Consider the following 23,055-nt stretch of genomic DNA (forward strand, 5'->3'; position numbering starts at 1 on the left):
CGGATGGCGACCAAAGCGCGCGATTATAACGCAAACGGCAGGTGCTGCGCGGTCGTTGTCCGCAGGCCCGTCGGCCAGGGGATCTGCCTCGATGGGCGGGCCACTTCGCCTGCGAGGCGCGCCCGGCCTGGCACCTGGAAACGCCAGGTGATGGTCGAGCGCAGCGGGCCGGCTCTACTCGGCGATCAGCCAGTCCATGCGAAAACTGCCGGCGCTCTGTGCCAGTTCGCTGGCCAGCCAAGGCAGCAGCGTACGCAGCTCGTCTTCCAGGCCCCACGGCGGGTTGGCGATGGCCAGGCCCGAGCCATTGAGACCCTGGGGACTGTCCTGGTGGTGCACGTACAGCTCGACCCGCAGCAGCTTCGGCGCGCCGGTGCTGGTCAGGTCCTGGTAGAAACGCACCAGCGAACGCTGGTCCTTGATCGGATACCAGATCGCCGCGACGGTCTGGCGCATGCGGCCGATGGCTTCCTTCATCGCCTGGGTGCAGCGCTTGAGTTCGTCGGCCTGCTCGAATGGCGGGTCGATGAGCATCACCGCCCGCTTCTCCTGCACCGGCAGCAAGGCACGTGGCACGTGCCAGCCTTCGCCCAGGTGCACGGTGACCCGTGGGTCCTTCTTCATGTTGTCCTTGAGCAGCGGCCCGTCCTCGGGATGCTTCTCGTTGAGCAGGGCACGGTCCTGCTGACGCATCAGGCGTCGCGCCAGCTCAGGGGAGCCTGGGTAGTAACGCAGCTGGCCATCCGGGTTCAGGCGACGAATGACCCGCAGGTAATCGTCGGTCTGGGCGGGCAGGTCCTCGCGCCCCCACAGCCGCGCAACGCCTTCGAGGTACTCGCCGGTGCGGGTCGCCTGATCACCCTGGAGATCGTACAGGCCGAGGCCGGCATGGGTGTCGAGATAGGCGAACGGCTGTTCCTTGCGCGACATCAGGGCGATGAGGCGGGTGAGGACGATGTGCTTGAAGACGTCGGCGTGATTGCCGGCATGGAAGGCGTGACGATAGTTCATGGCGACTCCTGCGGGGGCGGCAAGTTTACCTTGTCGCGGCGCAGGCGTCAGGTGCAGTGGTCGGCGCAGGCTGTTGCGCGGAGAGTCGCGCAGCCTCGGCCGACCACTGGGCAGGCGCTATTTGTCGGTGTGGTACGCCGCGTCAGCCGCCTCGAACCGCGCCACCATGTCGGCGCTCGGGCGCCCCAGGCGGCTCACCACGACGATGGCCAGGGTGGCGAACAGGAAGCCCGGGATGATCTCGTACAGCCCGAGGCCGACGTAGCTCTTCCACAGGATCACGGTCAGCGCACCCACCACGATGCCGGCCAGGGCGCCGTTGCGGGTCATGCCCTTCCACAGCACCGAGAGCAGCACCACCGGCCCGAACGCGGCACCGAAGCCGGCCCAGGCGTAGGCCACCAGGCCCAGCACCCGGTTGTCGGGATCGGCAGCCAGGGCGATGGCGATCAGCGCCACCGCCAGCACCATCAGGCGCCCGACCCACACCAGCTCGGTCTGCGAGGCGCCCTTGCGCAGGAAGGCCTTGTAGAAGTCTTCGGTAAGGGCACTGGAGCACACCAGCAACTGGCAGCTCAGGGTGCTCATCACGGCGGCGAGGATGGCCGACAGCAGCACGCCGGCCACCCACGGGTTGAACAGAATCTTCGCCAGCTCGATGAAGACCCGTTCCGGGTTCTCGGTGACCGGCCCGGCCAGGCCAGGGTTGGCCGAGAAGTAGGCGATGCCGAAGAAGCCCACGGCGCAGGTGCCCATCAGGCACAGGATCATCCAGGTCATGGAGATGCGCCGTGCACTGGCGATCGACTTCACCGAGTCGGCGGCCATGAAGCGCGCCAGGATGTGCGGCTGGCCGAAATAGCCCAGCCCCCAGCCCAGCAGGGAAACGATGCCGACGAAGGTCGCGCCGCGGAACAGGTCGAAGTTGGCCGGATTCTGCGCCTCGATCGCCAGCACGGTGGTGTCGAAGCCGCCGGTGGAAATCAGCACGATGATCGGCGTGAGGATCAGCGCGAAGATCATCAGCGAGGCCTGTACCGTGTCGGTCCAGCTCACTGCCAGGAAGCCGCCGACAAAGGTGTAGGCGATGGTGGCGGCGGCGCCGGCCCACAGGGCGGTTTCGTAGGACATGCCGAAGGTGCTTTCGAACAGCCGCGCACCGGCGACGATGCCCGAGGCGCAATAGATGGTGAAGAACACCAGGATAACGACGGCCGAGATCACCCGCAGCAGGCCGCTGCGGTCTTCGAAGCGGCTGGAGAAGTAGTCCGGCAACGTGAGCGCATCGCCATTGTGCTCGGTCTGCACCCGCAGCCGGCCGGCGACGAACAGCCAGTTGAGGTAGGCGCCGACGGTCAGGCCGATGGCGATCCAGGCCTCGGACAGGCCCGACAGGTAGATGGCGCCCGGAAGGCCCATGAGCAGCCAGCCGCTCATGTCCGACGCACCGGCCGACAATGCCGTGACCACGCTGCCGAGGCTGCGCCCGCCGAGGATGTAGTCCGAAAGATTGTTGGTCGAGCGATAGGCCGCGAAGCCGATCAGCACCATTGCTGCGATGTAGACCACGAAAGTGATCGTGATTGGATTGCCCATGACTGTGCCCTGGCGTTGTTGTTATCGCTTGCAGCCGCACCGAAACAAGGCGGTTGCACCCAGGCGGGGCATCCTATGCGCCAACGCGAAGCAGGTGCAACCCTTTTTCATTTGCAATTCGCCGTAGATCGTGCAATTTCGGGAAAATCCTAGTTTTAGCTACTTTTTTATCAAAAAATCGTATGAAACAGGCCTAAAAGTAGCAAAAACGGTTGTAGGACTGGTCTTTCAGACGCTCTCCGATGAGTTGCACCTTTTTCATCGAAAAAACGGGTTGCACCCGGTTGCACCCCGCCACGCCCACCGCTAATCTTGCCGCCAGCTCAGCCACTGTCGTGGCAACAACGAGGATAAGAAAAAATGGCGACGACCACCCTTGGGGTCAAACTCGACGACCCGACCCGTGAACGGCTCAAGGCCGCGGCCCAGTCCATCGACCGCACGCCCCACTGGCTGATCAAGCAGGCGATCTTCACGTACCTGGAGCGCCTCGAGGGTGGCGCCAGCCTGAACGACATCCATGGTCAGATCGCAGGCCCTGGCGACGATGCCGCCGAGGCGCCCGCCGATCATGCCCACCAATGCTTCCTCGAATTCGCCGAAAGCATCCTGCCGCAATCGGTGCTGCGCGCAGCTATCACCGCCGCCTATCGCCGGCCCGAGCAGGAAGTGGTGCCCATGCTGCTGGAGCAGGCGCGCCTGACTGCGCCGCTGGCCGAGGCGACCAACAAGATGGCCGCCAGCCTGGCAGACAAGCTGCGCCATCAGAAAAGCGCCAGCGGTCGGGCCGGCATCGTTCAGGGGCTGCTCCAGGAGTTCTCGCTGTCGTCCCAGGAAGGCGTAGCGCTGATGTGCCTGGCCGAGGCCCTGCTGCGCATCCCCGACAAAGGCACGCGCGACGCCCTGATCCGCGACAAGATCAGTACCGGCAACTGGCAGCCGCACCTGGGCAACAGCCCCTCGCTGTTCGTCAACGCCGCCACCTGGGGTCTGCTGCTCACCGGCCGGCTGGTCTCCACCCACAACGAGTCCGGCCTGACCTCCTCGCTCACCCGCATCATCGGCAAGAGCGGCGAACCGATGATCCGCAAGGGCGTCGACATGGCCATGCGCCTGATGGGCGAGCAGTTCGTCACCGGCGAGACCATCGCCGAAGCCCTGGCCAATGCCAGCCGCTTCGAATCCAAGGGCTTTCGCTACAGCTACGACATGCTCGGCGAAGCGGCCCTCACCGAGCACGATGCGCAGAAGTACCTGGCTTCCTACGAGCAGGCCATCAACGCCATCGGCAAGGCGTCGAACGGGCGCGGCATCTACGAGGGCCCGGGCATTTCGATCAAGCTGTCGGCGCTGCACCCGCGCTACAGCCGTGCCCAATATGAGCGCGTCATGAGCGAACTCTACCCGCGCCTGCTGTCGCTGACCCTGCTGGCCAAGCAGTACGACATCGGCCTGAACATCGACGCCGAGGAAGCCGACCGCCTGGAGCTGTCGCTCGACCTGCTCGAGCGCCTGTGCTTCGAGCCGTCGCTGGCGGGCTGGAACGGCATCGGCTTCGTCATCCAGGCCTATCAGAAGCGCTGCCCGTACGTGATCGACGCGATCATCGACCTGGCCAAGCGCAGCCGTCACCGCCTGATGATCCGCCTGGTCAAGGGCGCCTACTGGGACAGCGAGATCAAGCGCGCCCAGGTGGAGGGGCTGGAGGGGTATCCGGTGTACACGCGCAAGGTGTACACCGATGTGTCCTACATCGCCTGCGCGCGCAAGCTGCTGTCGGTGCCGGAGGCCATCTATCCGCAGTTCGCCACCCACAATGCGCACACGCTGTCGGCCATCTACCACATCGCGGGTCAGAACTATTATCCGGGCCAATACGAATTCCAGTGCCTGCATGGCATGGGCGAGCCGCTGTACGAGCAAGTGGTGGGCAAGCTCGCCGAGGGCAAGCTGAACCGCCCGTGCCGTGTCTATGCACCGGTCGGCACCCACGAAACGCTGCTGGCCTACCTGGTGCGGCGCCTGCTGGAAAACGGCGCCAACACCTCGTTCGTCAATCGCATCGCCGACCACGGCATCTCCATCCAGGAGCTAGTGGCCGACCCGGTGGTGAGCATCGAGCGCCTGGGTACCCAGGAAGGCAGCGTCGGCCTGCCGCACCCGCGCATTCCCCTGCCACGTGAGCTGTATGGCCAGGAACGGGCCAATTCGGCCGGTATCGACATGGCCAACGAACACCGCCTGGCATCGCTGTCCTGCGCCCTGCTGGCGACCGCCCACCACGAGTGGAAGGCGGCGCCGCTGCTGGGCTGCGCGGCGAGCGAGGCGCCTGCCAGCGCCGTGCTCAACCCGGCCGATCACCGCGATGTGGTCGGTCATGTGCAGGAAGCTACTGTCGCCGACGTGGACAATGCCATCCAGTGCGCCCTCAACGCCGCACCGATCTGGCAGGCCACACCCCCTGCCGAACGCGCCGCGATCCTGGAACGCGCCGCCGACCTGATGGAGGCCGAGATCCAGCCGCTGATGGGCCTGCTGATTCGCGAGGCCGGCAAGACCTTCGCCAACGCCATCGCCGAAGTGCGCGAGGCCGTGGACTTCCTGCGCTACTACGCGGTGCAGGCGCGTAACGATTTCAGCAACGACGCCTGCCGCCCCTTGGGGCCGGTGGTGTGCATCAGCCCGTGGAACTTCCCTCTGGCGATCTTCTCCGGCCAGGTGGCGGCCGCACTGGCCGCCGGCAACCCGGTCCTGGCCAAGCCTGCCGAGCAGACGCCACTGATCGCGGCCCAGGCCGTGCGCCTGTTGCTCGAGGCGGGTATTCCCGAAGGCGTGCTGCAACTGCTGCCCGGACGCGGCGAGAGCGTAGGCGCCGGCCTGGTCGGTGACGAGCGGGTCAAAGGCGTGATGTTCACCGGTTCCACCGAGGTGGCGCGCCTGCTGCAACGCAATGTCGCCGGCCGGCTCGACGCCCAGGGCCGACCGATTCCGTTGATCGCCGAGACCGGCGGGCAGAACGCGATGATCGTCGACTCCTCGGCGCTCACCGAGCAGGTGGTGATCGACGTGGTGTCCTCGGCGTTCGACAGCGCCGGCCAGCGCTGTTCGGCCCTGCGCGTGCTGTGCCTGCAGGAAGACAGCGCCGATCGGGTGATCGAGATGCTCAAGGGCGCCATGGCGCAGAACCGCATGGGCAACCCGGATCGCCTGTCGGTGGACATCGGCCCGGTGATCGATGCCGAAGCCAAGGCCGGCATCGAGAAGCACATCCAGGCCATGCGCGACAAAGGCCGCAGTGTGTACCAGGTGGCCCTCGCCGAAGGCGAGGACTGCAAGCGTGGCACCTTCGTCATGCCCACCCTGATCGAGCTGGACAGCTTCGATGAGCTCAAGCGCGAGATCTTCGGGCCGGTGCTGCATGTGGTGCGCTACCCGCGCAAGCAGCTCGACGCGCTGATCGGTCAGATCAACGCCTCCGGCTACGGCCTCACGCTGGGCGTGCATACCCGCATCGACGAGACCATCGCCAAGGTGGTGGACAAGGTCAACGCCGGCAACCTGTATGTGAACCGCAACATCGTCGGCGCCGTGGTGGGCGTGCAGCCGTTCGGCGGCGAGGGCCTGTCGGGCACCGGCCCCAAGGCGGGCGGGCCGCTGTACCTGTACCGCCTGCTGTCGACCCGTCCGAGCGACGCCATCGCCCGCCACTTCCAGCGGGCGGACGGCGAAGGCAAGGCCGACACCACCCTGCGCGACCAGCAGATCAAGCCGCTGCAGGCACTCAAGGCCTGGGCCGCTGGCAGCCAACCGGAACTGGCGGCGCTGTGCGACACCTTCGCCGAGCAGTCGCAGAGCGGTATCACCCGCGTGCTGCCCGGCCCGACCGGCGAGCGCAACACCTACATCGTGCTGCCGCGTGAGCATGTGCTGTGCCTGGCCGACAACGAAACCGATCTGCTGACGCAGTTCGCCGCGGTACTGGCGGTGGGCAGCTCGGCGGTCTGGGCCGAAGGCGAGCCGGCCAGTAGCCTGCGCACGCGCCTGCCGAAGGAGCTGCAGGCGAAGGTCAAGCTGGTGGCAGACTGGAGCAAGGATGACGTGGCGTTCGACGCCGTGATCCATCACGGCGACTCCGACCAGCTTCGTGGCATCTGCAAGCAGGTAGCCAAGCGTGCCGGTGCCATCGTCGGAGTGCACGGGTTGTCCAGCGGTGATCCGCACATCGCCCTGGAGCGCCTGGTGATCGAACGTGCGGTGAGCGTGAACACCGCGGCGGCCGGGGGCAATGCCAGCCTGATGACCATCGGCTGACCACGCGGGGTGGTCGCGGCTGGGCGGCACCGGTGAATCGCTGGCGCCGCTCGTTCGCGACCGCTGCCCTCGAGGATGCAGCCCGCGCTCGGGGCTGCTTCTATCGCCTTATCACCCGCACCTATTAACCTGTCTCCCACCCTGCCCGCCTGCCTAGACTCGCAGCATCCCGACTTCAGGAATGCCGTCATGTCCGAGCCCCTCCTCAGCAGCCGCAACCTCGCGTTCGAACTCTATGAGGTGCTCGACGCCCAGGCGCTGACCGAACGCCCGCGCTTCGCCGAGCACAACCGAGAGACCTTCGATGCGGCCATCGGCGTCGCCCGCAGCATCGCCGAACGCTACTTCGCCCCGCACAACCGCAAGGGCGACGAGCACGAGCCACGCTACGTGAACGGGCGCGCCGAGCTGATCGCCGAGGTGAAACCGGCCGTGGACGCGTTCCTGGAGGCCGGTTTCCTCAATGCCAACCGCGACTTCGACGTCGGCGGCATGCAACTGCCCAGCCTGATCTCACAGGCCTGTTTCGCGCACTTCCAGGCCGCCAACGCCGGTACCACCGCCTACCCGTTCCTGACCATGGGCGCTGCCAACCTGATCGAAAGCTTCGGCAGCGAGGAGCAGAAGCGCCTGTTCCTGCAACCGATGATCGAAGGCCGCTATTTCGGCACCATGGCCCTCACCGAGCCCCATGCCGGCTCGTCCCTGGCCGACATTCGCACCCGTGCCGAACCTGTCGGCGATGGCCGCTACCAGCTCAAGGGCAACAAGATCTTCATCTCCGGGGGCGACCACGAGCTGTCGGAAAACATCGTGCACATGGTCCTGGCCAGGCTGCCAGACGCGCCTGCAGGGGTGAAGGGTATTTCCCTGTTCATCGTGCCCAAGTACCGCGTGGAGCCGGACGGCAGTCTCGGCCCGCGCAACGACGTGACGCTGGCCGGGCTGTTCCACAAGATGGGCTGGCGCGGCACCACGTCCACCGCGCTGAACTTCGGCGATGAGGGCCAGTGCATCGGCTACCTGGTCGGCCAGCCGCACCAGGGCCTGGCCTGCATGTTCCAGATGATGAACGAGGCGCGCATCGGTGTCGGCATGGGCGCGGTGATGCTCGGCTACGCCGGCTACCTCTATTCTCTGGACTATGCCCGCCAGCGACCCCAGGGGCGCCGGGCGGACAACAAGGACCCGCACAGCGCCGCCGTGCCGATCATCGAGCACGCCGACGTGCGGCGCATGCTGCTGACTCAGAAAGCCTATGTGGAAGGCGCCTTCGACCTCGGGCTGTACGCCGCGCGCCTGTTCGACGATACCCAGACCGCACCCGACCAGACCTCGCGCGCCCACGCCCAGGAACTGCTCGACCTGCTCACCCCGATCGTCAAGTCCTGGCCTTCGGCCTTCTGCCTGAAGGCCAACGAACTGGCGATCCAGATCCTCGGCGGGCACGGCTACACCCGCGACCATCCCGTGGAGCAGTATTACCGCGACAACCGTCTGAATCCGATCCATGAGGGCACCGAGGGCATCCAGTCGCTCGACCTGCTGGGGCGCAAGCTGACGCACAATGGCGGCGCCGGGCTCAAGCGCCTGATCCGCCTGATCGGCGCCACCACCGAGCAGGCCAGCCACCACCCTCAGCTCGATGCATTGCGCCAGCCGCTGGAGCAACTGGTCGGCCGCCTGCAGGCCGTGACCCTGGGCCTGCTCGGCGACATGACCCAGGGCCGGCTGGCGCCGGCATTGGCCAATTCGGCGCTGTACCTGAAAGTGTTCGGCCACTGCGTGATCGGCTGGCGCTGGCTGGAGCAGGCGATTCACGCCGAACTGGGCCTGCTGCGAGGCCTGGAGGCCGACCGCGACTTCTACCGGGGCAAATTGCAGGCTGCGCGTTATTTCCTGACCTGGGAAGTGCCGGGCTGCCATACTGAGCTGGCATTGCTCGAGGCCCGCGACGATACCTGCCTGGGCATGCACGAGGGGTGGTTCTAGGGGGAGCCACCGCGTATCGGAGGTTCCTGCATGTTCGATTCCAGCGCCCTGTTGCGCCAGCGCTTCGCCGCGCTGCGCAGCACGGCCGAGGTGTTCTCGCTGCGCCACGTCAGGCAGGCGCAGCAATCCTTGTCGGTACGGCGCGACGTCGCCGAACCGCCGTTCTTCAGCCACGACGAAGGTGCCATGCTCAGCGTGCGGGTCAAGGGCGTGGAGGCCTACGCGGCCACCGCCGACCTGTCGCAGTCCGGCTTGCAGCAGGCGCTCGAACGCGCCGAGGCGCTGGCCCGGCAGATCGCCGCACGGCGCTTGCTCGACCTGACCGAGCAGCCGGTGCCCAGCGCGCGTCACGACCATGTCTCGCCCAATTTCGACGCTTCGATGCCGAGCCTGGCCGACTGCCTGGCGCTGCTCGCCGCCGAATCGGCCAGCGTGCCCCGGGACGAGCGCCTGGTGGACTGGCAGGCGAGCCTTGGCATCAGCCAGGTCGAACAGATCTACCTGAACTCGGCGGGTGCCGAGCTGCGTCACGCCCAGCGCTTCGTCTTTCCGGGGTTGGGCGTCACCGCCAGCGACGGCCAGGACAGCCAGAGCCGGACCCTGGGCCGGGAGAACTTCGGCCAGCAAGGGGGCGTGGAGGTGATCGAGCGCTGCGGGCTGGTGGGCGCGGCGCGGCGGGTGGCCGACGAGGCCCTGCAATTGCTGCTCGCGCCCAACACGCCGAGCGGCGTGCGCGACCTGCTGCTGATGCCCGACCAGATGATGTTGCAGATCCACGAGTCCATCGGCCATCCCCTGGAGATGGACCGCATCCTGGGCGATGAGCGCAATTACGCCGGCACCAGTTTCGTCAAGGCCAGCGACTTCGGCCATCTGCAATATGGCTCGGCGCTGCTGAACGTGACCTTCGACCCGACCCTGCCCGAAGAGCTGGGCAGCTACAGCTTCGACGACGACGGCAGTGCCGCCAGCAAGCAGTTCCTGATTCGCGAAGGACGCCTGTTGCGTCCACTGGGCGGCGCACTGTCCCAGGCGCGCGCAGGCCTGGACGGCGTTGCCAACAGTCGTGCCAGCGGCTGGAACCGCGCACCGATCGACCGCATGGCCAACCTCAACATCGAGCCGGGCGATCGGTCGCTGGAGCAGCTGATCTCGGGTATCGAACACGGCATCCTCATGCGCACCAACCGTTCCTGGTCCATCGATGACGCCCGCAACAAATTTCAGTTCGGCTGCGAGTGGGGCCAACTGATCGAGCAGGGCCAGCTCAAGGGCGTGGTGAAGAATCCCAATTACCGCGGTATTTCCGCGCAGTTCTGGCGCAACCTCTCGGCGGTCGGCGACCGCAGTACGTTTCAGGTGCTGGGTACGCCCAACTGCGGCAAGGGCGAGCCCAACCAGGTGATCCGTGTCGGTCACGCTTCGCCGGCGTGCGTGTTCCGCGACATCGACGTATTCGGAGGTGACGCCTGATGAACGCCAGCTACCGCCAACGCTTCGAACAGCTGCTCGAAGCCCTGCGACAGGCCGTGCAACCCGGCGAGCGATTCACCCTGGGCTACAGCGCCGAGCAGTCTCGCTTCGTACGCTTCAACCACACCAAGGTGCGCCAGGCCGGCGATGTCAGCCAGGCCAGTGCCCAGCTGCGACTGGTGCACGAAGGGCGCCAGGCCGAGCAGCAGTTCACCCTGGCCGATGATCCGCAGATCGACCGCCAGCGCCTGCACGCTGCCCTGGCGCAGTTGCGCCAGACCTTGCCGCTGTTGCCGCCCGACCCGTTCCTGCAACTCGATGAGCGCGCCTGGAACAGCCACAGCCTGCAGGAGCAGCCCTTGCCGGACTTCGCCGAGGTGCTGCGGCTGATCGAGCACCAGGCCGGCGATCTGGACCTGGTCGGCATCTATGCCGCGGGGCCGATCTGTCGAGGCTTTGCCAGCTCGCAGGGTGCGTTCGGCTGGCACCAGGCCAACAGTTTCAACTTCGACTGGAGCCTGTTCCACGCCAATGGCCAGGCGGTGAAGGCCAACTATGCCGGCCAAATCTGGGACAGCGAGGCGTTCAGCGCACGCCTGCGCCTGGCCAGGGAGCAGCTCGAGCACCTGGGGCGCGCGCCGATCACCCTGAAACCGGGCAGCTACCGCGCTTACCTCGCCCCGGCGGCGATGGACGAGATCGCCGGCATGCTGAGCTGGGGCGGTTTCTCGGCTCAGGCCCTGGCCACCGGCAACAGCCCCTTGCAGCGCTTGTACAGCGGCGATGCGCAACTCAGCCCCCTGGTGAGCTTCGACGAACAGGTCAGCGGCTCCCTGAGCCCGGCGTTTTCCGATGAAGGCTCGCCACGCCAGGACCTTCGCCTGATCGCCGAGGGGCGCGCCCTCGAACGCCTGACCAGCGCCCGCAGCGCCGTCGAGTTCGGCCTGGCCAGCAACGGCGCCGACAGCTACGAGGCGCCCTGCGCCCTGAGCCTGGCACCCGGCTCGCTGGCGACCGCGGACATCCTCCCACGGCTGGGCACCGGCCTGTACATCAGCAACCTCTGGTACCTGAACTACTCCGACCTGCCAGCGGCACGCATGACCGGGCTGACCCGCTTCGCCACGTTCTGGGTGCAGGACGGGCAGATCCAGGGGCCGGTGAACACCATGCGTTTCGACGACAGCCTGTTCAACCTGCTGGGACAGCAGTTGGAGGCGCTGACCTGCGAGCGTGAGATGCTGGTCTCGACCAGCACCTACGGGCAGCGGCATACCGGATCGAGTCATTTGCCGGGCGCGCTGGTCAAAGCGCTGACCCTGACGCTCTAGCCTGTGCGTCACCGGGCGCGCTGGGGCCTCGCGACCGCAGCAACGCCCAGGCGAGGCCGCACCCACGGGTGCGACTGCACGTGCTGGAGCACGTCTTCGCCAAGCGGCCAGAGCGCTCCGAATGGGCCACGCCGCCCGTGAGTTTCGTTGGACAGGAACCGAACCATGCCCGAACGTGCACCGTTGGACCCCGTCACCGCCCGCTGGCTGCCCTGGGTGGTGGCCATCGCCTTCTTCATGCAGTCGCTCGACGGCACCATCCTCAATACCGCGCTGCCGGCCATGGCTCGCTCCCTGGCCGAAGACCCGCTGCGCATGCAGGGGGTGATCATCGCCTACATGCTCACCGTGGCGCTGCTGATCCCGGCCTCGGGATGGATCGCCGATCGCTTCGGCACCAAGCGCATCTTCTTCGGCGCGATCCTGCTGTTCAGCGTCGGCTCACTGTTGTGCGCCGTGGCCAACAGCCTGGGCTTCCTGATCCTGGCGCGGATCATCCAGGGGCTCGGCGGCGCGCTCATGTTGCCGGTCGGCCGCCTGGTGGTGCTGCGCGCCTATCCGCGCTCGGAGCTGGTGCGGATCATGAGCTTCATCACCATCCCCGGCCTGCTCGGGCCGCTGCTGGGGCCGACCGTGGGCGGGTGGCTGGTGGAGATTCTCAGCTGGCACTGGATCTTCCTGCTCAACCTGCCGGTGGGCGCGCTGGGGTGCTACGCGGTGTGGAAATTCATTCCCGACCTGCGCGGCAGCGAGCGCACCAGCTTCGACGGGCCCGGTTTCCTGCTGTTCGGCGCCGCCATGGTGCTGATCACCATCGCCATGGAAGGCCTGGGCGAACTGCACCTGCCGCACCTGCGGGTGATGCTGTTGCTGTTCGCCGGCATGGCCTGCCTGGCGGCCTACTGGCTGCGCGCCGGACGCGACCCGGAACCGCTGTTCTCGCCCAGCCTGTTCCGCGTGCGCACCTTCGCCATCGGCATCCTCGGCAACCTGTTCTCGCGCCTGGGCAGCGGCGCCCTGCCGTTCCTGGTCCCGCTGCTGTTGCAGGTGGCCCTGGGCTACTCGCCGGCGCAGGCGGGCATGAGCATGATTCCCCTGGCGGCGGCGGCGATGGTCGCCAAGTCGGTGGCGCGCCCGCTGATCGAGCGCCTGGGTTATCGCATCATCCTCACCGGCAACACCTTGTTGCTGGGGGTGCTGCTGGCCAGCCTGGGGCTGGTGGACGAACAGACTCCCTACTGGCTGCTGCTGGTGCAACTGGGCTTGCTGGGGGCGGTGAATTCGCTGCAGTTCACGGCGATGAACACCGTGACCCTGATCGATCTGGACGATGTCAGCGCCAGCAGCGGCAACAGCCTGCTGTCGGTGGTGGCGCAGTTGTCGCTGAGCCTGGGTGTCGCCTGCGCGGGCGCCCTGCTCGGCGGGTTCACCGCAGCGGGCAGTGCCGACGGGGTGGAAACCACCCTGGGCGCGTTCCAGCTCACCTTCCTCACCATCGGCGTGATGGCGATGCTGGCTGCAGCGATCTTCCTGCAGCTTTCACCGACGGACGGGAGGCGTACCCGTCGTCCGGAAGAGCACGTGGAAACGTAGGGCGAATCGTCAGGGGCTGGTAGACTGTGCAGCATTTTTCGCTTCGCACCGCAGGCCAGTCCCGTGACCACCGATTCCACCGCTTTCGCCTCCCTGCCGCTGTCCGCCGCCATGCTGGCCAACCTGGAGGCGCTCGGCTACGCCGCGATGACACCGATCCAGGCCCAGAGCCTGCCGGTCATTCTCAAGGGCCAGGACCTGATCGCCCAGGCCAAGACCGGCAGCGGCAAGACAGCAGCCTTCGGCATCGGCCTGCTCAATCCGATCAACCCGCGCTATTTCGGCTGCCAGGCGCTGGTGCTGTGCCCCACCCGCGAGCTCGCCGACCAGGTGGCCAAGGAGTTGCGCCGCCTGGCCCGGGCCGAGGACAACATCAAGATCCTGACCCTGTGCGGGGGCGTCTCCCTGGGCCCGCAGATCGCCTCGCTGGAGCACGGCGCTCACATCGTGGTGGGCACGCCGGGACGGATCCAGCAGCACCTGGACAAAGGCACGCTGGTGCTCAGCGGCCTCAACACCCTGGTGCTCGACGAAGCCGACCGCATGCTCGACATGGGCTTTTTCGACGCCATCGCCGCAATCATCGCCAAGACGCCGGCACGCCGCCAGACCCTGCTGTTCTCGGCCACCTACCCGGTCGGCATAGAGCGACTGGCCGCCGACTTCATGCGCTCACCGCAGCAGGTCAAGGTGCAGAGCCAGCACAGCGACAGCCAGATCGAGCAGCGCTTCATCGAGATCGACCCGCAGCAGCGCCTGGAAGCGGTCACCCGCGTGCTCGGCCACTATCGCCCGCAGTCCTGCGTGGCGTTCTGCTTCACCAAGCAGCAATGCGAAGACCTGGTCGCCCACCTGACGGCCAAGGGCATCGTCGCCCAGGCCCTGCATGGCGACCTGGAGCAGCGCGACCGTGACCAGGTGCTGACGATGTTCGCCAACCGCAGCAGCTCGGTGCTGGTGGCCACCGACGTGGCCGCGCGCGGCCTGGACATCGACGGCCTGGACCTGGTGATCAACGTGGAGCTGGCGCGCGATGCCGAAATCCACGTGCACCGTGTAGGACGAACCGGGCGAGCGGGCGAGAAAGGCGTGGCGATCAGCCTGGTGGCGCCAGCCGAGGGACACCGTGCCCAGGCCATCGAAGACCTGCAGCGGCACCCGCTGCGCTGGGAACCGCTGGACGGCCTGAAGCACAAGGGTGGCGAGCCGCTGCTGCCGACCATGACCACCCTGTGCATCGGTGCCGGGCGCAAGGACAAGCTGCGTCCCGGCGATATCCTCGGCGCCCTGACCGGCGATGCCGGCCTGCCCGGCAAGCAGGTGGGCAAGATCGCCATCTTCGATTTCGTCGCCTTCGTGGCGGTGGAGCGGGCAGTGGCCAAGCAGGCCATGCAGCGCCTGAACAGCGGCAAGATCAAGGGTCGCTCGCTCAAGGTACGTATCATCTGACCGCTGGCCACTCCCCGCAGGCGCGACGGTTCGCCAAGCCTGCAGGCGATCGGCCTGCGCAATCCATTCGCCCTGCACAGGGCTCCGTGTTCATTTTTCGAAGGTTCGAACCGTGCACTCCACCGACGTGATCATTCTCGGCGCCGGCGCCGCCGGCCTGATGTGCGCCCAGCTCAGCGCGCGCCGTGGCCGCGGCGTGCTGCTGCTCGACCATGCCAACAAGCCGGGCAAGAAGATCCTCATGTCCGGCGGCGGGCGCTGCAACTTCACCAACCTGTACACCGAGCCGGCCAACTTCCTCTCGCACAACCCGCACTTCTGCAAGTCGGCGCTGGCGCGCTTCACCCAGTGGGATTTCATCGAACTGGTGGCCCGCCACGGCGTGCCGTACCACGAGAAGAAGCTCGGCCAGCTGTTCTGCGACAACAAGTCCAGCGACATCCTCGACCTGCTGCTGGCCGAGTGCGACGCGGCGGGTGTCGACCTGCGCATGAACACGCAGATCGAGCGGATCGACAGGACCGACCAGGGCTATCGCCTGCACACCAGTGCAGGACCCTTCGCCTGCCAGTCGCTGGTGATCGCCACCGGCGGGTTGTCGATCCCGACCCTGGGCGCCACGGGCTTCGGCTATCAGGTGGCCCGGCAATTCGGCCATGCACTGCTGCCGACCCGCGCCGCACTGGTGCCCTTCACCGTCACCGAGCCTCAGCTCAAGGCGCTGTGCACCGAGCTGTCCGGCACGTCGCTGGACTGCATCGCCAGCTGCAACGGCACGAGCTTTCGCGAGAACCTGCTGTTCACCCATCGCGGCCTGAGCGGCCCGGCCATCCTGCAGATTTCCTCGTACTGGGAAAGCGGCGACACGGTCGAGATCAACCTGCTGCCCGACCACGATGCGCGCCTCTGGCTGGAGCAGCAGCAGGCCGAACGCCCCAACAGCGAGCTCAAGACGGTGCTGGGCGAGGTCTTCACCCGCAAGCTGGCCAACCTGCTGGCCGAGCAGTGGTTCGAATCCCGTCCGCTGAAGCAGTACACGCCGGCGGAGCTGGCGCAGATCGCCGACCGGCTCGGCGCCTGGCAGGTGGTGCCGGCCGGCACCGAGGGCTATCGCACCGCCGAGGTGACCCTGGGCGGCGTGGACACCCGCGAGGTGTCGTCCAAGACCATGGAATCGCTGAAGAGCCCCGGGCTGTACTTCATCGGCGAAGTGCTGGATGTCAGCGGCCACCTGGGCGGCTTCAATTTCCAGTGGGCCTGGGCCTCGGCGAACGCCGCAGCGCAGTTCGTCTGAGGTAGAATCGGCGGCGCCACGGTACGCTCATTGCTTGTCCGTGGCGGGGTGCTGGCGGGAACGACCCGCTGCCCCGCGAGACACCATGGTTCGACTCCCTTTCGCTCACAGCCCAGGGCCACTATGTCATCGAGCTCGTTCCGCCATTCATTGCGTCGCCTGTGGGGCCAAGACAAGTTCAGCTATGCCATCCGGGTGACCATCGCCCTCACCGGCTCCATGGCCTGGTGCTGGTATCACAACGAGATGAGCCTGCTCATTCCGTTGTTCCTGGGCATCATCGCCAGCGCCCTGGCCGAGACCGACGACGGCTGGCAGGGCCGTCTCAGCGCCCTGGCGGTCACCTTGGTGTGTTTCGCCATCGCCGCGCTGGCGGTCGAGCTGCTGTTCCCCTACCCCTGGGTATTCGCGGTGGCGATGGCGCTGGCCGCCTTCTGCCTGACCATGCTCGGCGCCTTGGGCGAACGCTATGGCGCCATCGCCTCGGCGACCCTGATCCTCTCGGTGTACACCATGATCGGCGTCGACCAGCGCGGCGGCCAGGTCAACGACTTCTGGCACGAGCCACTGCTGCTGGTGATGGGCGCCGCCTGGTACGGCCTGCTGTCGGTGCTGTGGCAGGCGCTGTTCTCCAACCAGCCGGTGCAGCAGAGCCTGGCCAAGCTGTTCTTCGAACTGGGCAGCTACCTCAAGCTCAAGGCCAGCCTGTTCGAGCCGGTGCGTACCCTGGACGTGGAGGCCACGCGCCTGGAGCTGGCCAAGCAGAATGGCCGGGTGGTGGCAGCGCTGAACACCGCCAAGGAAATCATCCTGCACCGGGTGGGCAACAGCCAGCCGACCTCCAAGGTGAGCCGTTACCTGAAGCTGTATTTCCTGGCCCAGGACATCCACGAGCGGGTCAGCGCCTCGCACTACCCCTACAACGCCCTGAGCGAGACCTTCTTCCACAGCGACGTGATGTTCCGCTGCCAGCGTCTGCTGCGCAAGCAGGGCTCGTCGTGCCAGGAACTGGCCCGTTCGATTCGCCTGCGCCAGCCGTTCGTACTGGCCAGCGGCTACCCGGAGGCCCTGGAAGACCTGCAGGCGTCGCTGGAACACCTGCGCGAACAGAACAATCCGGCCTGGCGCGGCCTGCTGCGTTCGTTGCGCGCCCTGGCGGCCAACCTGTCGACCCTGGACCGCCTGCTGGGCGCGGCGAGTAACCCCGACAGCCTGGCCGACGCCAGCGACAGCAGCCTGCTGGACCGTTCGCCACGTACCTTCAAGGAGGTCTGGAAGCGCCTGCGCACCCAGCTCACGCCCACCTCGCTGCTGTTCCGCCACGCCCTGCGTCTGCCCCTGGCGCTGTCGATCGGCTACGGCATGGTGCACCTGATCCACCCCACCCAGGGCTACTGGATCATCCTCACCACCTTGTTCGTCTGCCAGCCCAACTACGGTGCGACGCGGCGCAAGCTGGTGCAGCGGATCTTCGGCACCGCCATCGGCCTGACGGTGGGCTGGGCCTTGTTCGACCTGTTCCCCAACCCGTTGCTGCAGTCGCTGTTCGCCGTGGTGGCCGGGGTGGTGTTCTTCGTCAACCGCACCACGCGCTACACCCTGGCCACGGCCGCGATCACGCTGATGATCCTGTTCTGCTTCAACCAGATCGGCGATGGCTACGGGCTGTTCCTGCCGCGCCTGTTCGACACCCTGGTCGGCAGCCTGATCGCGATCCTCGCGGTGTTCCTGTTCCTGCCGGACTGGCAGGGTCGCCGGCTGAACAAGGTGCTGGCCAACACGCTGAGCTGCGCCAGCGAATACCTGCGCCAGATCATGCAGCAGTACGCCGTGGGCAAGAGCGACGACCTGGCCTACCGCCTGGCCCGGCGCAACGCCCACAACGCCGATGCGGCGCTGTCGACCACCTTGTCGAACATGCTCATGGAGCCGGGGCACTTTCGCAAGGAAGCCGACGTGGGCTTTCGCTTCCTGGTGCTGTCGCACACCCTGCTCAGCTACCTCTCGGGCCTGGGCGCGCACCGCGACACGGCGCTGCCTGCCGAGGTGCACGAGCACCTGATCGCGGACGTCGGCAGCAGCTTGGCACGCAGCCTCGACGAGATCGCCAGCGGCCTGGCCGCGCGCGCGCCGGTGGCGATCCACAGCGACGCGGAAGAGGCGCTGGCCCAGCAGCTGGAACAGATGCCCGAGGAGCTGGACGAGCACCAGCGCCTGGTGCAGTCGCAGCTGGCGTTGATCTGCCGTCAGCTGGGCCCGCTGCGCACACTGGCCGCTCACCTGATCAAGGACACGGCGCCGGTGTGAGGCCCGTGGGTCAGAAACCGTGCTGGCGCAGCAGCCGGTCGTAGCTGCCGTCGGCGCGCATCGCGTCGATGGCGCGGTCGAAGGCTTCGACGATCTGGCGGTGCTGCGGATTCTTCAGGCTCACGAGAATATGCAGGCTGCTCTGTCCCAAGGGCGGTGCGACGAACTCGACGGCGTCGCGAACCGCTGGCGGCTCGCGTTGCAGCAGGTAGCGCGCCACGTACTCATCCTCCACGGTCAGATCCACCCGCCCGGCGGCCAGCATTTTCAGGGCCGAGGAGAAGTTGCGCACCGGAACCTTGTGCAGCTCGCGGTCGCCATCGAACGCTGCCGTGTAGGCATAGCCGCGCACCACTGCGATGCTGTAGGGGTACAGATCGGCCAGTCGCCCCACGTTCAGGGCCTCGCCCTTGCGCTTGAGCAAGCGAATACGGTTGCTCAGGTAGGGGCGGGAGTACTCGCCCAGGTGAGTACGTGGCTCGCTGTACCAGGTGGTGATCAGCACGTCGTAGCGGCCTTCGCCGATGCCCATCAGCGCCCTGGCCCAGGGTACCTCCTCGACTGCGCTGGCGTAGCCGGCACGGCCCAGCACCGTGGTGACCAGCTCAGTGGCCAGGCCACCGCCCGGCAGCGACGCGTCGGAGAACGGCGGCCATCTGTCGCCGACCAGGCGCAGGGTCGGCTGGGCCATGGCCTGCGCCATCGCCAGCAACAGCACCCCACCCAACACGCCAAGCAGTGACCGCATGCACCGTACCTCTGGCCGTAGGCAGAATTAGCCGCCGATGTGCCGAGAGTACACAAAGCCGGTGGGTGGCGGGAGCGACAATAGTGTCATATAGCCTCTATTTTGGCCGACCCGCTGGCCGGTCGCTGAGCTCGTATCCCCCGGCAGGATTTGCGATGATCCCTGGCCCAGCACGAGGAGCTTTTCATGACCCTTCAATGGACCTGCGAGCATCACAGCGCACTCGACACCCAGCAGCTCTACACGATCCTGCAACTGCGTACGGAAGTGTTCGTGGTGGAGCAACGCTGCGCCTACCAGGAAGTCGATGGCCAGGACCTGGTCGGGGACACCCTGCACCTGATGGGCTGGCACGAAGGCAAACTGGCGGCCTACCTGCGCCTGCTCGACCCTCAGGCTCACGGCGGCGCCGTGGTGATCGGCCGGGTGGTCACCTCACCGGCCGCGCGTGGCGGCGGCCTGGGGCACCAATTGCTGCTCGAAGGGCTGGCGCAGGCCGAACGGCACTGGCCAGGCATGCCGATTCACCTGTCGGCGCAGGCCCATCTGCAGGACTACTACGCGCGGCACGGTTTCGTGACGGTGGGCGAGCAGTACCTGGAAGACGACATTCCCCACATCGGCATGCGCCGGGATCCCCGCGCTCAGGGGTAGCCGAGGACCTGGCGAATCTGCGTCAGGTTGCGCTCGATCCACTGCCGGTCGATGGCGCCCCAGTCGCGAATACGGTAGTGGCCGGCATGGTTGCGAGCACCGCTCTGCTGTTCGAACTCGCAGACGATGTCCAGGTCGGCCAGGGCGGCGATGGTGTCCTGGGCGGTGCGCCGCGGCATGCCGGTGGCGTCCACCAGGGCCGGCACGCTGGCGGCAGTGTGGCTATCGATCAGCCAGGCCACGTACAGGCGACGGTAGAAACTGCTCTTGGTCTTGCTCACGTCCATACCGACGGATTCCTCAGGCATTGCCCGGCAGTTCGCGCCAGGTCAGGTAGACACGCAGGTCGAATTCCAGCTGATGATAATCCGGCTCCATGTGCTGGCACAGCTGGTAGAACGCCTTGCTGTGGTCACGTTCGCGCAGGTGCGCCAGTTCATGCACCACGATCATGCGCAGGAACTGCGGCGGCGCCTCCTTGAACAGCGAGGCGATGCGCACCTCCTTCTTCGCCTTGAGCTTGCCACCCTGGACCCGGGTCACGGCGGTGTTCAGCCCGAGGGCGCGGTGGGTGAGGTCCAGGCGGCTGTCGTACAGCACCTTGTCCAGCGGCGGCGCACTGCGCAGGAATTGCTGGCGCAGTTCTTGGGCGTAGAGGTACAGCGCCTTGTCGCTCTGCACCTCGTGCCGCTGCGGATAGCGTGCATGCAAGTAGTCGCCCAGGCGATCGCCGGCGATCATCTGGCGGATCTGTTCCTGCAGATGCGGGGGATAGGCCTGAAGATAACGTAGGGGATTCATGGGGATGGCAGTGTACCGGATCGCGCCCGTGCCTACCGATCGCGATGAAACCACCACACTCGCGCAAAGTTGGCTAGGATTTCAGACTCGCCCTTCGCTCGAAGCACTGACCATGCCCAAAGCCAGCAAGACCACCGACCCCTCCTACGAACTGATGGACGATCACGAAGGCCACTCGCTGATCTATCGCCAGCACGGCTTTCCCAGTCCGCTGGTGCGCTGGCACTTTCACAAGGAGTATGAGCTGCACCTGATCGTGGCCAGCGCCGGCAAGGTCTTCATCGGCGACTACATCGGCAATTTCGCCCCCGGCACGCTGTTTCTCACCGGCCCCAACCTGCCGCACAACTGGATCAGCCAGGTGGCCGCCGACGAGGTGGTGGACACCCGCGACAGGCTGGTGAACTTCACCGACGAAGTGCTCGAGCAGGGCAGCCAGGTGTTCTCCGAACTGAGCCAGCTGGCGCCGCTGCTGGCCCGCGCCAGCTATGGCATCGAGTTTCGCGACCCGGCGCTGGTCGAGTCCAGCCAGCAGCTGATGCGCTGCATCGCCGACAGCCGCGGCATGAGCCGCCTGGGATACTTTTTTATCCTCATGGAACAACTGGCAGCCTGCGAGGACTACCAGCTGCTGTCCACCGTCACCTCCTCGCAGTTGTGCGACGAACACAACGTCGAGCGCATCAACCGGGCCGTGGACTACATCTTCCAGCACTACGCCCAGGACCTGACCCAGCAGCAGGTGGCCGAGCACCTGGGCATGACCACCAGCTACTTTTCGCGCTTCTTCAAACAGGCCGCAGGGCGCGGCTTCGTCGAATTCGTCAATCGCCTGCGGATCAGCAAGTCGTGCGAGCTGCTGGCCCGCAGCGAGCTGCCGGTGACCGAAGTGTGCTTCGAATCGGGCTTCAGCAACCTGTCGAACTTCAACCGGCGCTTCCAGCAGCTCAAGGGCATGACCCCCTCGGGCTACCGCCACCTGGTGACCCAGCGCCTCACCGAGCAGAATCTGGGCTGAGGCGATTGGTCATCGAACCGGCCAGGCACTGCGCAAAAAAGTATCGGTGAGAGTGCAGGCAAGGCTTTGTCGGGTGGCGTCGAGCGGGGTGTAATTGGATCCGAGCACGACAAAAACAATAATGACTTCCGCGCCGTCCCACGGTCCGGAAGGGGAGTTCACCGCATGAACGACTCGATCAAGACCTGCCTGGCTGCCGCCTGCCTGAGCCTCACGCCCCTGGCCCAGGCCGCCGAAACCCTGACCATCGCCACCGTCAACAACAGCGACATGATCCGCATGCAGCGCCTGTCCGAGGCCTTCGAGCAGCAGCACCCGGACGTGCAGCTCAAGTGGGTGGTGCTCGAAGAAAACGTCCTGCGCCAGCGCCTGACCACCGACATCGCCACCCAGGGCGGGCAGTTCGACGTGCTGACCATCGGCATGTACGAGGCCGCGCTCTGGGGTGCCCAGGGCTGGCTGGAACCGATGCGCGACCTGCCTGCCGACTACCGGCTCGACGATGTCTTCCCCTCGGTGCGCGACGGCCTGTCGTTCAAGGGCACGCTATACGCCCTGCCGTTCTACGCCGAAGCCTCGATCACCTACTACCGCAAGGACCTGTTCGAACAGGCGGGCCTGAGCATGCCCGAACAGCCCACCTGGACCCAGATGGGCGAATTCGCCGCCAAGCTCAACAAACCCCAGGACGGCCAGTACGGTATCTGCCTCAGGGGCAAGGCTGGCTGGGGCGAGAACATGGCGTTGATCAGCACCCTCGCCAACGCCTTCGGTGGCCGTTGGTTCAATGAGCAGTGGCAGCCCGAGTTCACCGGCAGCGCCTGGTCCCAGGCCTTGAACTTCTACGTCGATACCCTCAGGCAGTACGGTCCGCCCGGCGCGTCGAGCAATGGCTTCAACGAGAACCTGGCGCTGTTCAACAGCGGCAAGTGCGCGATGTGGGTCGATGCCAGCGTGGCCGGCTCGTTCGTCACGGACAAGTCCCAGAGCAAGGTCGCCGACGTCACCGGCTTCACCTTCGCGCCCAAGCAAGTCACCGACAAGGGCGCCAGCTGGTTGTACGCTTGGGCGCTGGCGATTCCCGCGAGCGCCAAGCACAAGGACGCGGCCAAGGCCTTCAGCGCCTGGGCCACGTCCGAGGGCTATGCCCAGCTGGTGGCCGAGAAGGACGGCGTGGCCAACGTGCCGCCGGGCACCCGCGCCTCCACCTACAGCGAGGCTTACCTGAAAGCCGCGCCCTTCGCCCAGGTGACCCTGGAGTCGCTCAAGCGCGTGGACCCCAACCATCCGACCCTCCAGCCGGTGCCGTACGTGGGCATCCAGTTGGTGACCATCCCCGAGTTCCAGTCCATTGGCACCCAGGTCGGCAAGCTGTTCGCCGCCGCCCTCACCGGCCAGATGAAACCGGAGCAGGCGTTGACGGCGGCGCAGTCGTCGACCGAGCGCGAGATGAAACGCGCCGGCTACCCCAAGTAGA

Annotated in this window: 16 protein-coding genes; 11 read left to right on the top strand and 5 right to left on the bottom strand. The window is 66.5% G+C overall.

The window, feature by feature from the left end; all coding sequences use genetic code 11:
• Positions 1–174: 174 nt before the first annotated feature.
• Positions 175–1,011 (bottom strand): 23S rRNA (adenine(2030)-N(6))-methyltransferase RlmJ, encoded by an 837-nt coding sequence (locus tag IAE34_RS05385; RefSeq protein ID WP_200137827.1) that lies wholly within the window; start codon positions 1,009–1,011, stop codon positions 175–177.
• Positions 1,012–1,128: 117 nt separating this feature from the next.
• Positions 1,129–2,607 carry a sodium/proline symporter PutP gene (putP, locus tag IAE34_RS05390; RefSeq protein ID WP_200137828.1) on the bottom strand — a complete coding sequence of 493 codons (1,479 nt, stop codon included), beginning with the start codon at positions 2,605–2,607 and terminating at the stop codon, positions 1,129–1,131.
• Positions 2,608–2,967: 360 nt separating this feature from the next.
• On the opposite strand from putP, the gene putA reads away from it, so the two are divergent.
• The 8 genes from putA to yccS all read left to right on the top strand — a co-directional run bounded on the left by putA (position 2,968) and on the right by yccS (position 18,357).
• A complete protein-coding gene (gene putA / locus IAE34_RS05395; RefSeq protein ID WP_200137829.1) occupies positions 2,968–6,918 on the top strand; it encodes a trifunctional transcriptional regulator/proline dehydrogenase/L-glutamate gamma-semialdehyde dehydrogenase in 3,951 nt (1,316 codons plus the stop codon).
• Positions 6,919–7,107: 189 nt separating this feature from the next.
• Entirely contained in the window at positions 7,108–8,910 is a 1,803-nt protein-coding gene (locus IAE34_RS05400; RefSeq protein ID WP_200137830.1) for an acyl-CoA dehydrogenase, read from the top strand.
• A gap of 30 nt (positions 8,911–8,940) precedes the next feature.
• A complete protein-coding gene (locus IAE34_RS05405) occupies positions 8,941–10,383 on the top strand; it encodes a TldD/PmbA family protein (RefSeq protein ID WP_200137831.1) in 1,443 nt (480 codons plus the stop codon).
• On the top strand, positions 10,383–11,714 hold the full coding sequence (locus IAE34_RS05410) for a TldD/PmbA family protein (RefSeq protein WP_200137832.1): 1,332 nt from the start codon (positions 10,383–10,385) through the stop codon (positions 11,712–11,714). Before IAE34_RS05405 ends, IAE34_RS05410 begins: the two co-directional genes overlap by 1 nt.
• Positions 11,715–11,879: 165 nt before the next feature.
• Positions 11,880–13,307, top strand: coding sequence for a multidrug transporter subunit MdtD (gene mdtD, locus IAE34_RS05415; protein WP_200137833.1), 1,428 nt, complete (start codon positions 11,880–11,882; stop codon positions 13,305–13,307).
• Positions 13,308–13,418: 111 nt separating this feature from the next.
• The gene (gene dbpA / locus IAE34_RS05420; protein WP_233630964.1) at positions 13,419–14,756 is read left to right on the top strand and encodes an ATP-dependent RNA helicase DbpA; all 1,338 of its coding nucleotides are present in this window, start codon (positions 13,419–13,421) and stop codon (positions 14,754–14,756) included.
• 112 nt (positions 14,757–14,868) lie between these two features.
• Positions 14,869–16,050, top strand: coding sequence for an NAD(P)/FAD-dependent oxidoreductase (locus IAE34_RS05425; RefSeq protein ID WP_200137835.1), 1,182 nt, complete (start codon positions 14,869–14,871; stop codon positions 16,048–16,050).
• A 123-nt stretch (positions 16,051–16,173) separates the two neighbouring features.
• Positions 16,174–18,357, top strand: coding sequence for a YccS family putative transporter (gene yccS, locus IAE34_RS05430; RefSeq protein ID WP_200137836.1), 2,184 nt, complete (start codon positions 16,174–16,176; stop codon positions 18,355–18,357).
• A 10-nt stretch (positions 18,358–18,367) separates the two neighbouring features.
• Here the strand turns inward: yccS and IAE34_RS05435 are convergent, their stop codons facing one another.
• On the bottom strand, positions 18,368–19,105 hold the full coding sequence (locus IAE34_RS05435; RefSeq protein ID WP_200137837.1) for a transporter substrate-binding domain-containing protein: 738 nt from the start codon (positions 19,103–19,105) through the stop codon (positions 18,368–18,370).
• 186 nt (positions 19,106–19,291) lie between these two features.
• Between IAE34_RS05435 and IAE34_RS05440 the strand changes: the two genes are divergently transcribed.
• Complete coding sequence (locus IAE34_RS05440; protein WP_200137838.1) at positions 19,292–19,759, top strand: GNAT family N-acetyltransferase; 468 nt, start codon at positions 19,292–19,294, stop codon at positions 19,757–19,759.
• On the opposite strand, the gene IAE34_RS05445 is transcribed toward IAE34_RS05440, so the two are convergent.
• Complete coding sequence (locus IAE34_RS05445) at positions 19,750–20,046, bottom strand: winged helix-turn-helix domain-containing protein (RefSeq protein ID WP_200137953.1); 297 nt, start codon at positions 20,044–20,046, stop codon at positions 19,750–19,752. The genes IAE34_RS05440 and IAE34_RS05445 overlap by 10 nt on opposite strands.
• A 13-nt stretch (positions 20,047–20,059) precedes the next feature.
• Positions 20,060–20,560 carry a M48 family metallopeptidase gene (locus tag IAE34_RS05450; protein ID WP_200137839.1) on the bottom strand — a complete coding sequence of 167 codons (501 nt, stop codon included), beginning with the start codon at positions 20,558–20,560 and terminating at the stop codon, positions 20,060–20,062.
• A 112-nt stretch (positions 20,561–20,672) separates the two neighbouring features.
• Here IAE34_RS05450 and IAE34_RS05455 point away from each other — a divergent pair, with 112 nt between their 5' ends.
• Positions 20,673–21,578, top strand: coding sequence for an AraC family transcriptional regulator (locus tag IAE34_RS05455; RefSeq protein WP_200137840.1), 906 nt, complete (start codon positions 20,673–20,675; stop codon positions 21,576–21,578).
• Positions 21,579–21,743: 165 nt separating this feature from the next.
• A complete protein-coding gene (locus IAE34_RS05460; protein ID WP_200137841.1) occupies positions 21,744–23,054 on the top strand; it encodes an ABC transporter substrate-binding protein in 1,311 nt (436 codons plus the stop codon).
• The last annotated feature ends 1 nt before the right edge of the window (position 23,055 follow it).

Source organism: Pseudomonas sp. S30 (assembly GCF_016518545.1).
Classification (GTDB): domain Bacteria; phylum Pseudomonadota; class Gammaproteobacteria; order Pseudomonadales; family Pseudomonadaceae; genus Aquipseudomonas.

Bases quoted from the DNA above. Each gene is read 5' to 3' on its own strand.
- IAE34_RS05385 (WP_200137827.1), bottom strand. From the start codon at position 1,011: ATGAACTATCGTCACGCCTTCCATGCCGGCAATCACGCCGACGTCTTC.
- putP (WP_200137828.1), bottom strand. From the start codon at position 2,607: ATGGGCAATCCAATCACGATCACTTTCGTGGTCTACATCGCAGCAATG.
- putA (WP_200137829.1), top strand. From the start codon at position 2,968: ATGGCGACGACCACCCTTGGGGTCAAACTCGACGACCCGACCCGTGAA.
- IAE34_RS05400 (WP_200137830.1), top strand. From the start codon at position 7,108: ATGTCCGAGCCCCTCCTCAGCAGCCGCAACCTCGCGTTCGAACTCTAT.
- IAE34_RS05405 (WP_200137831.1), top strand. From the start codon at position 8,941: ATGTTCGATTCCAGCGCCCTGTTGCGCCAGCGCTTCGCCGCGCTGCGC.
- IAE34_RS05410 (WP_200137832.1), top strand. From the start codon at position 10,383: ATGAACGCCAGCTACCGCCAACGCTTCGAACAGCTGCTCGAAGCCCTG.
- mdtD (WP_200137833.1), top strand. From the start codon at position 11,880: ATGCCCGAACGTGCACCGTTGGACCCCGTCACCGCCCGCTGGCTGCCC.
- dbpA (WP_233630964.1), top strand. From the start codon at position 13,419: ATGCTGGCCAACCTGGAGGCGCTCGGCTACGCCGCGATGACACCGATC.
- yccS (WP_200137836.1), top strand. From the start codon at position 16,174: ATGTCATCGAGCTCGTTCCGCCATTCATTGCGTCGCCTGTGGGGCCAA.
- IAE34_RS05435 (WP_200137837.1), bottom strand. From the start codon at position 19,105: ATGCGGTCACTGCTTGGCGTGTTGGGTGGGGTGCTGTTGCTGGCGATG.
- IAE34_RS05440 (WP_200137838.1), top strand. From the start codon at position 19,292: ATGACCCTTCAATGGACCTGCGAGCATCACAGCGCACTCGACACCCAG.
- IAE34_RS05445 (WP_200137953.1), bottom strand. From the start codon at position 20,046: ATGGACGTGAGCAAGACCAAGAGCAGTTTCTACCGTCGCCTGTACGTG.
- IAE34_RS05450 (WP_200137839.1), bottom strand. From the start codon at position 20,560: ATGAATCCCCTACGTTATCTTCAGGCCTATCCCCCGCATCTGCAGGAA.
- IAE34_RS05455 (WP_200137840.1), top strand. From the start codon at position 20,673: ATGCCCAAAGCCAGCAAGACCACCGACCCCTCCTACGAACTGATGGAC.
- IAE34_RS05460 (WP_200137841.1), top strand. From the start codon at position 21,744: ATGAACGACTCGATCAAGACCTGCCTGGCTGCCGCCTGCCTGAGCCTC.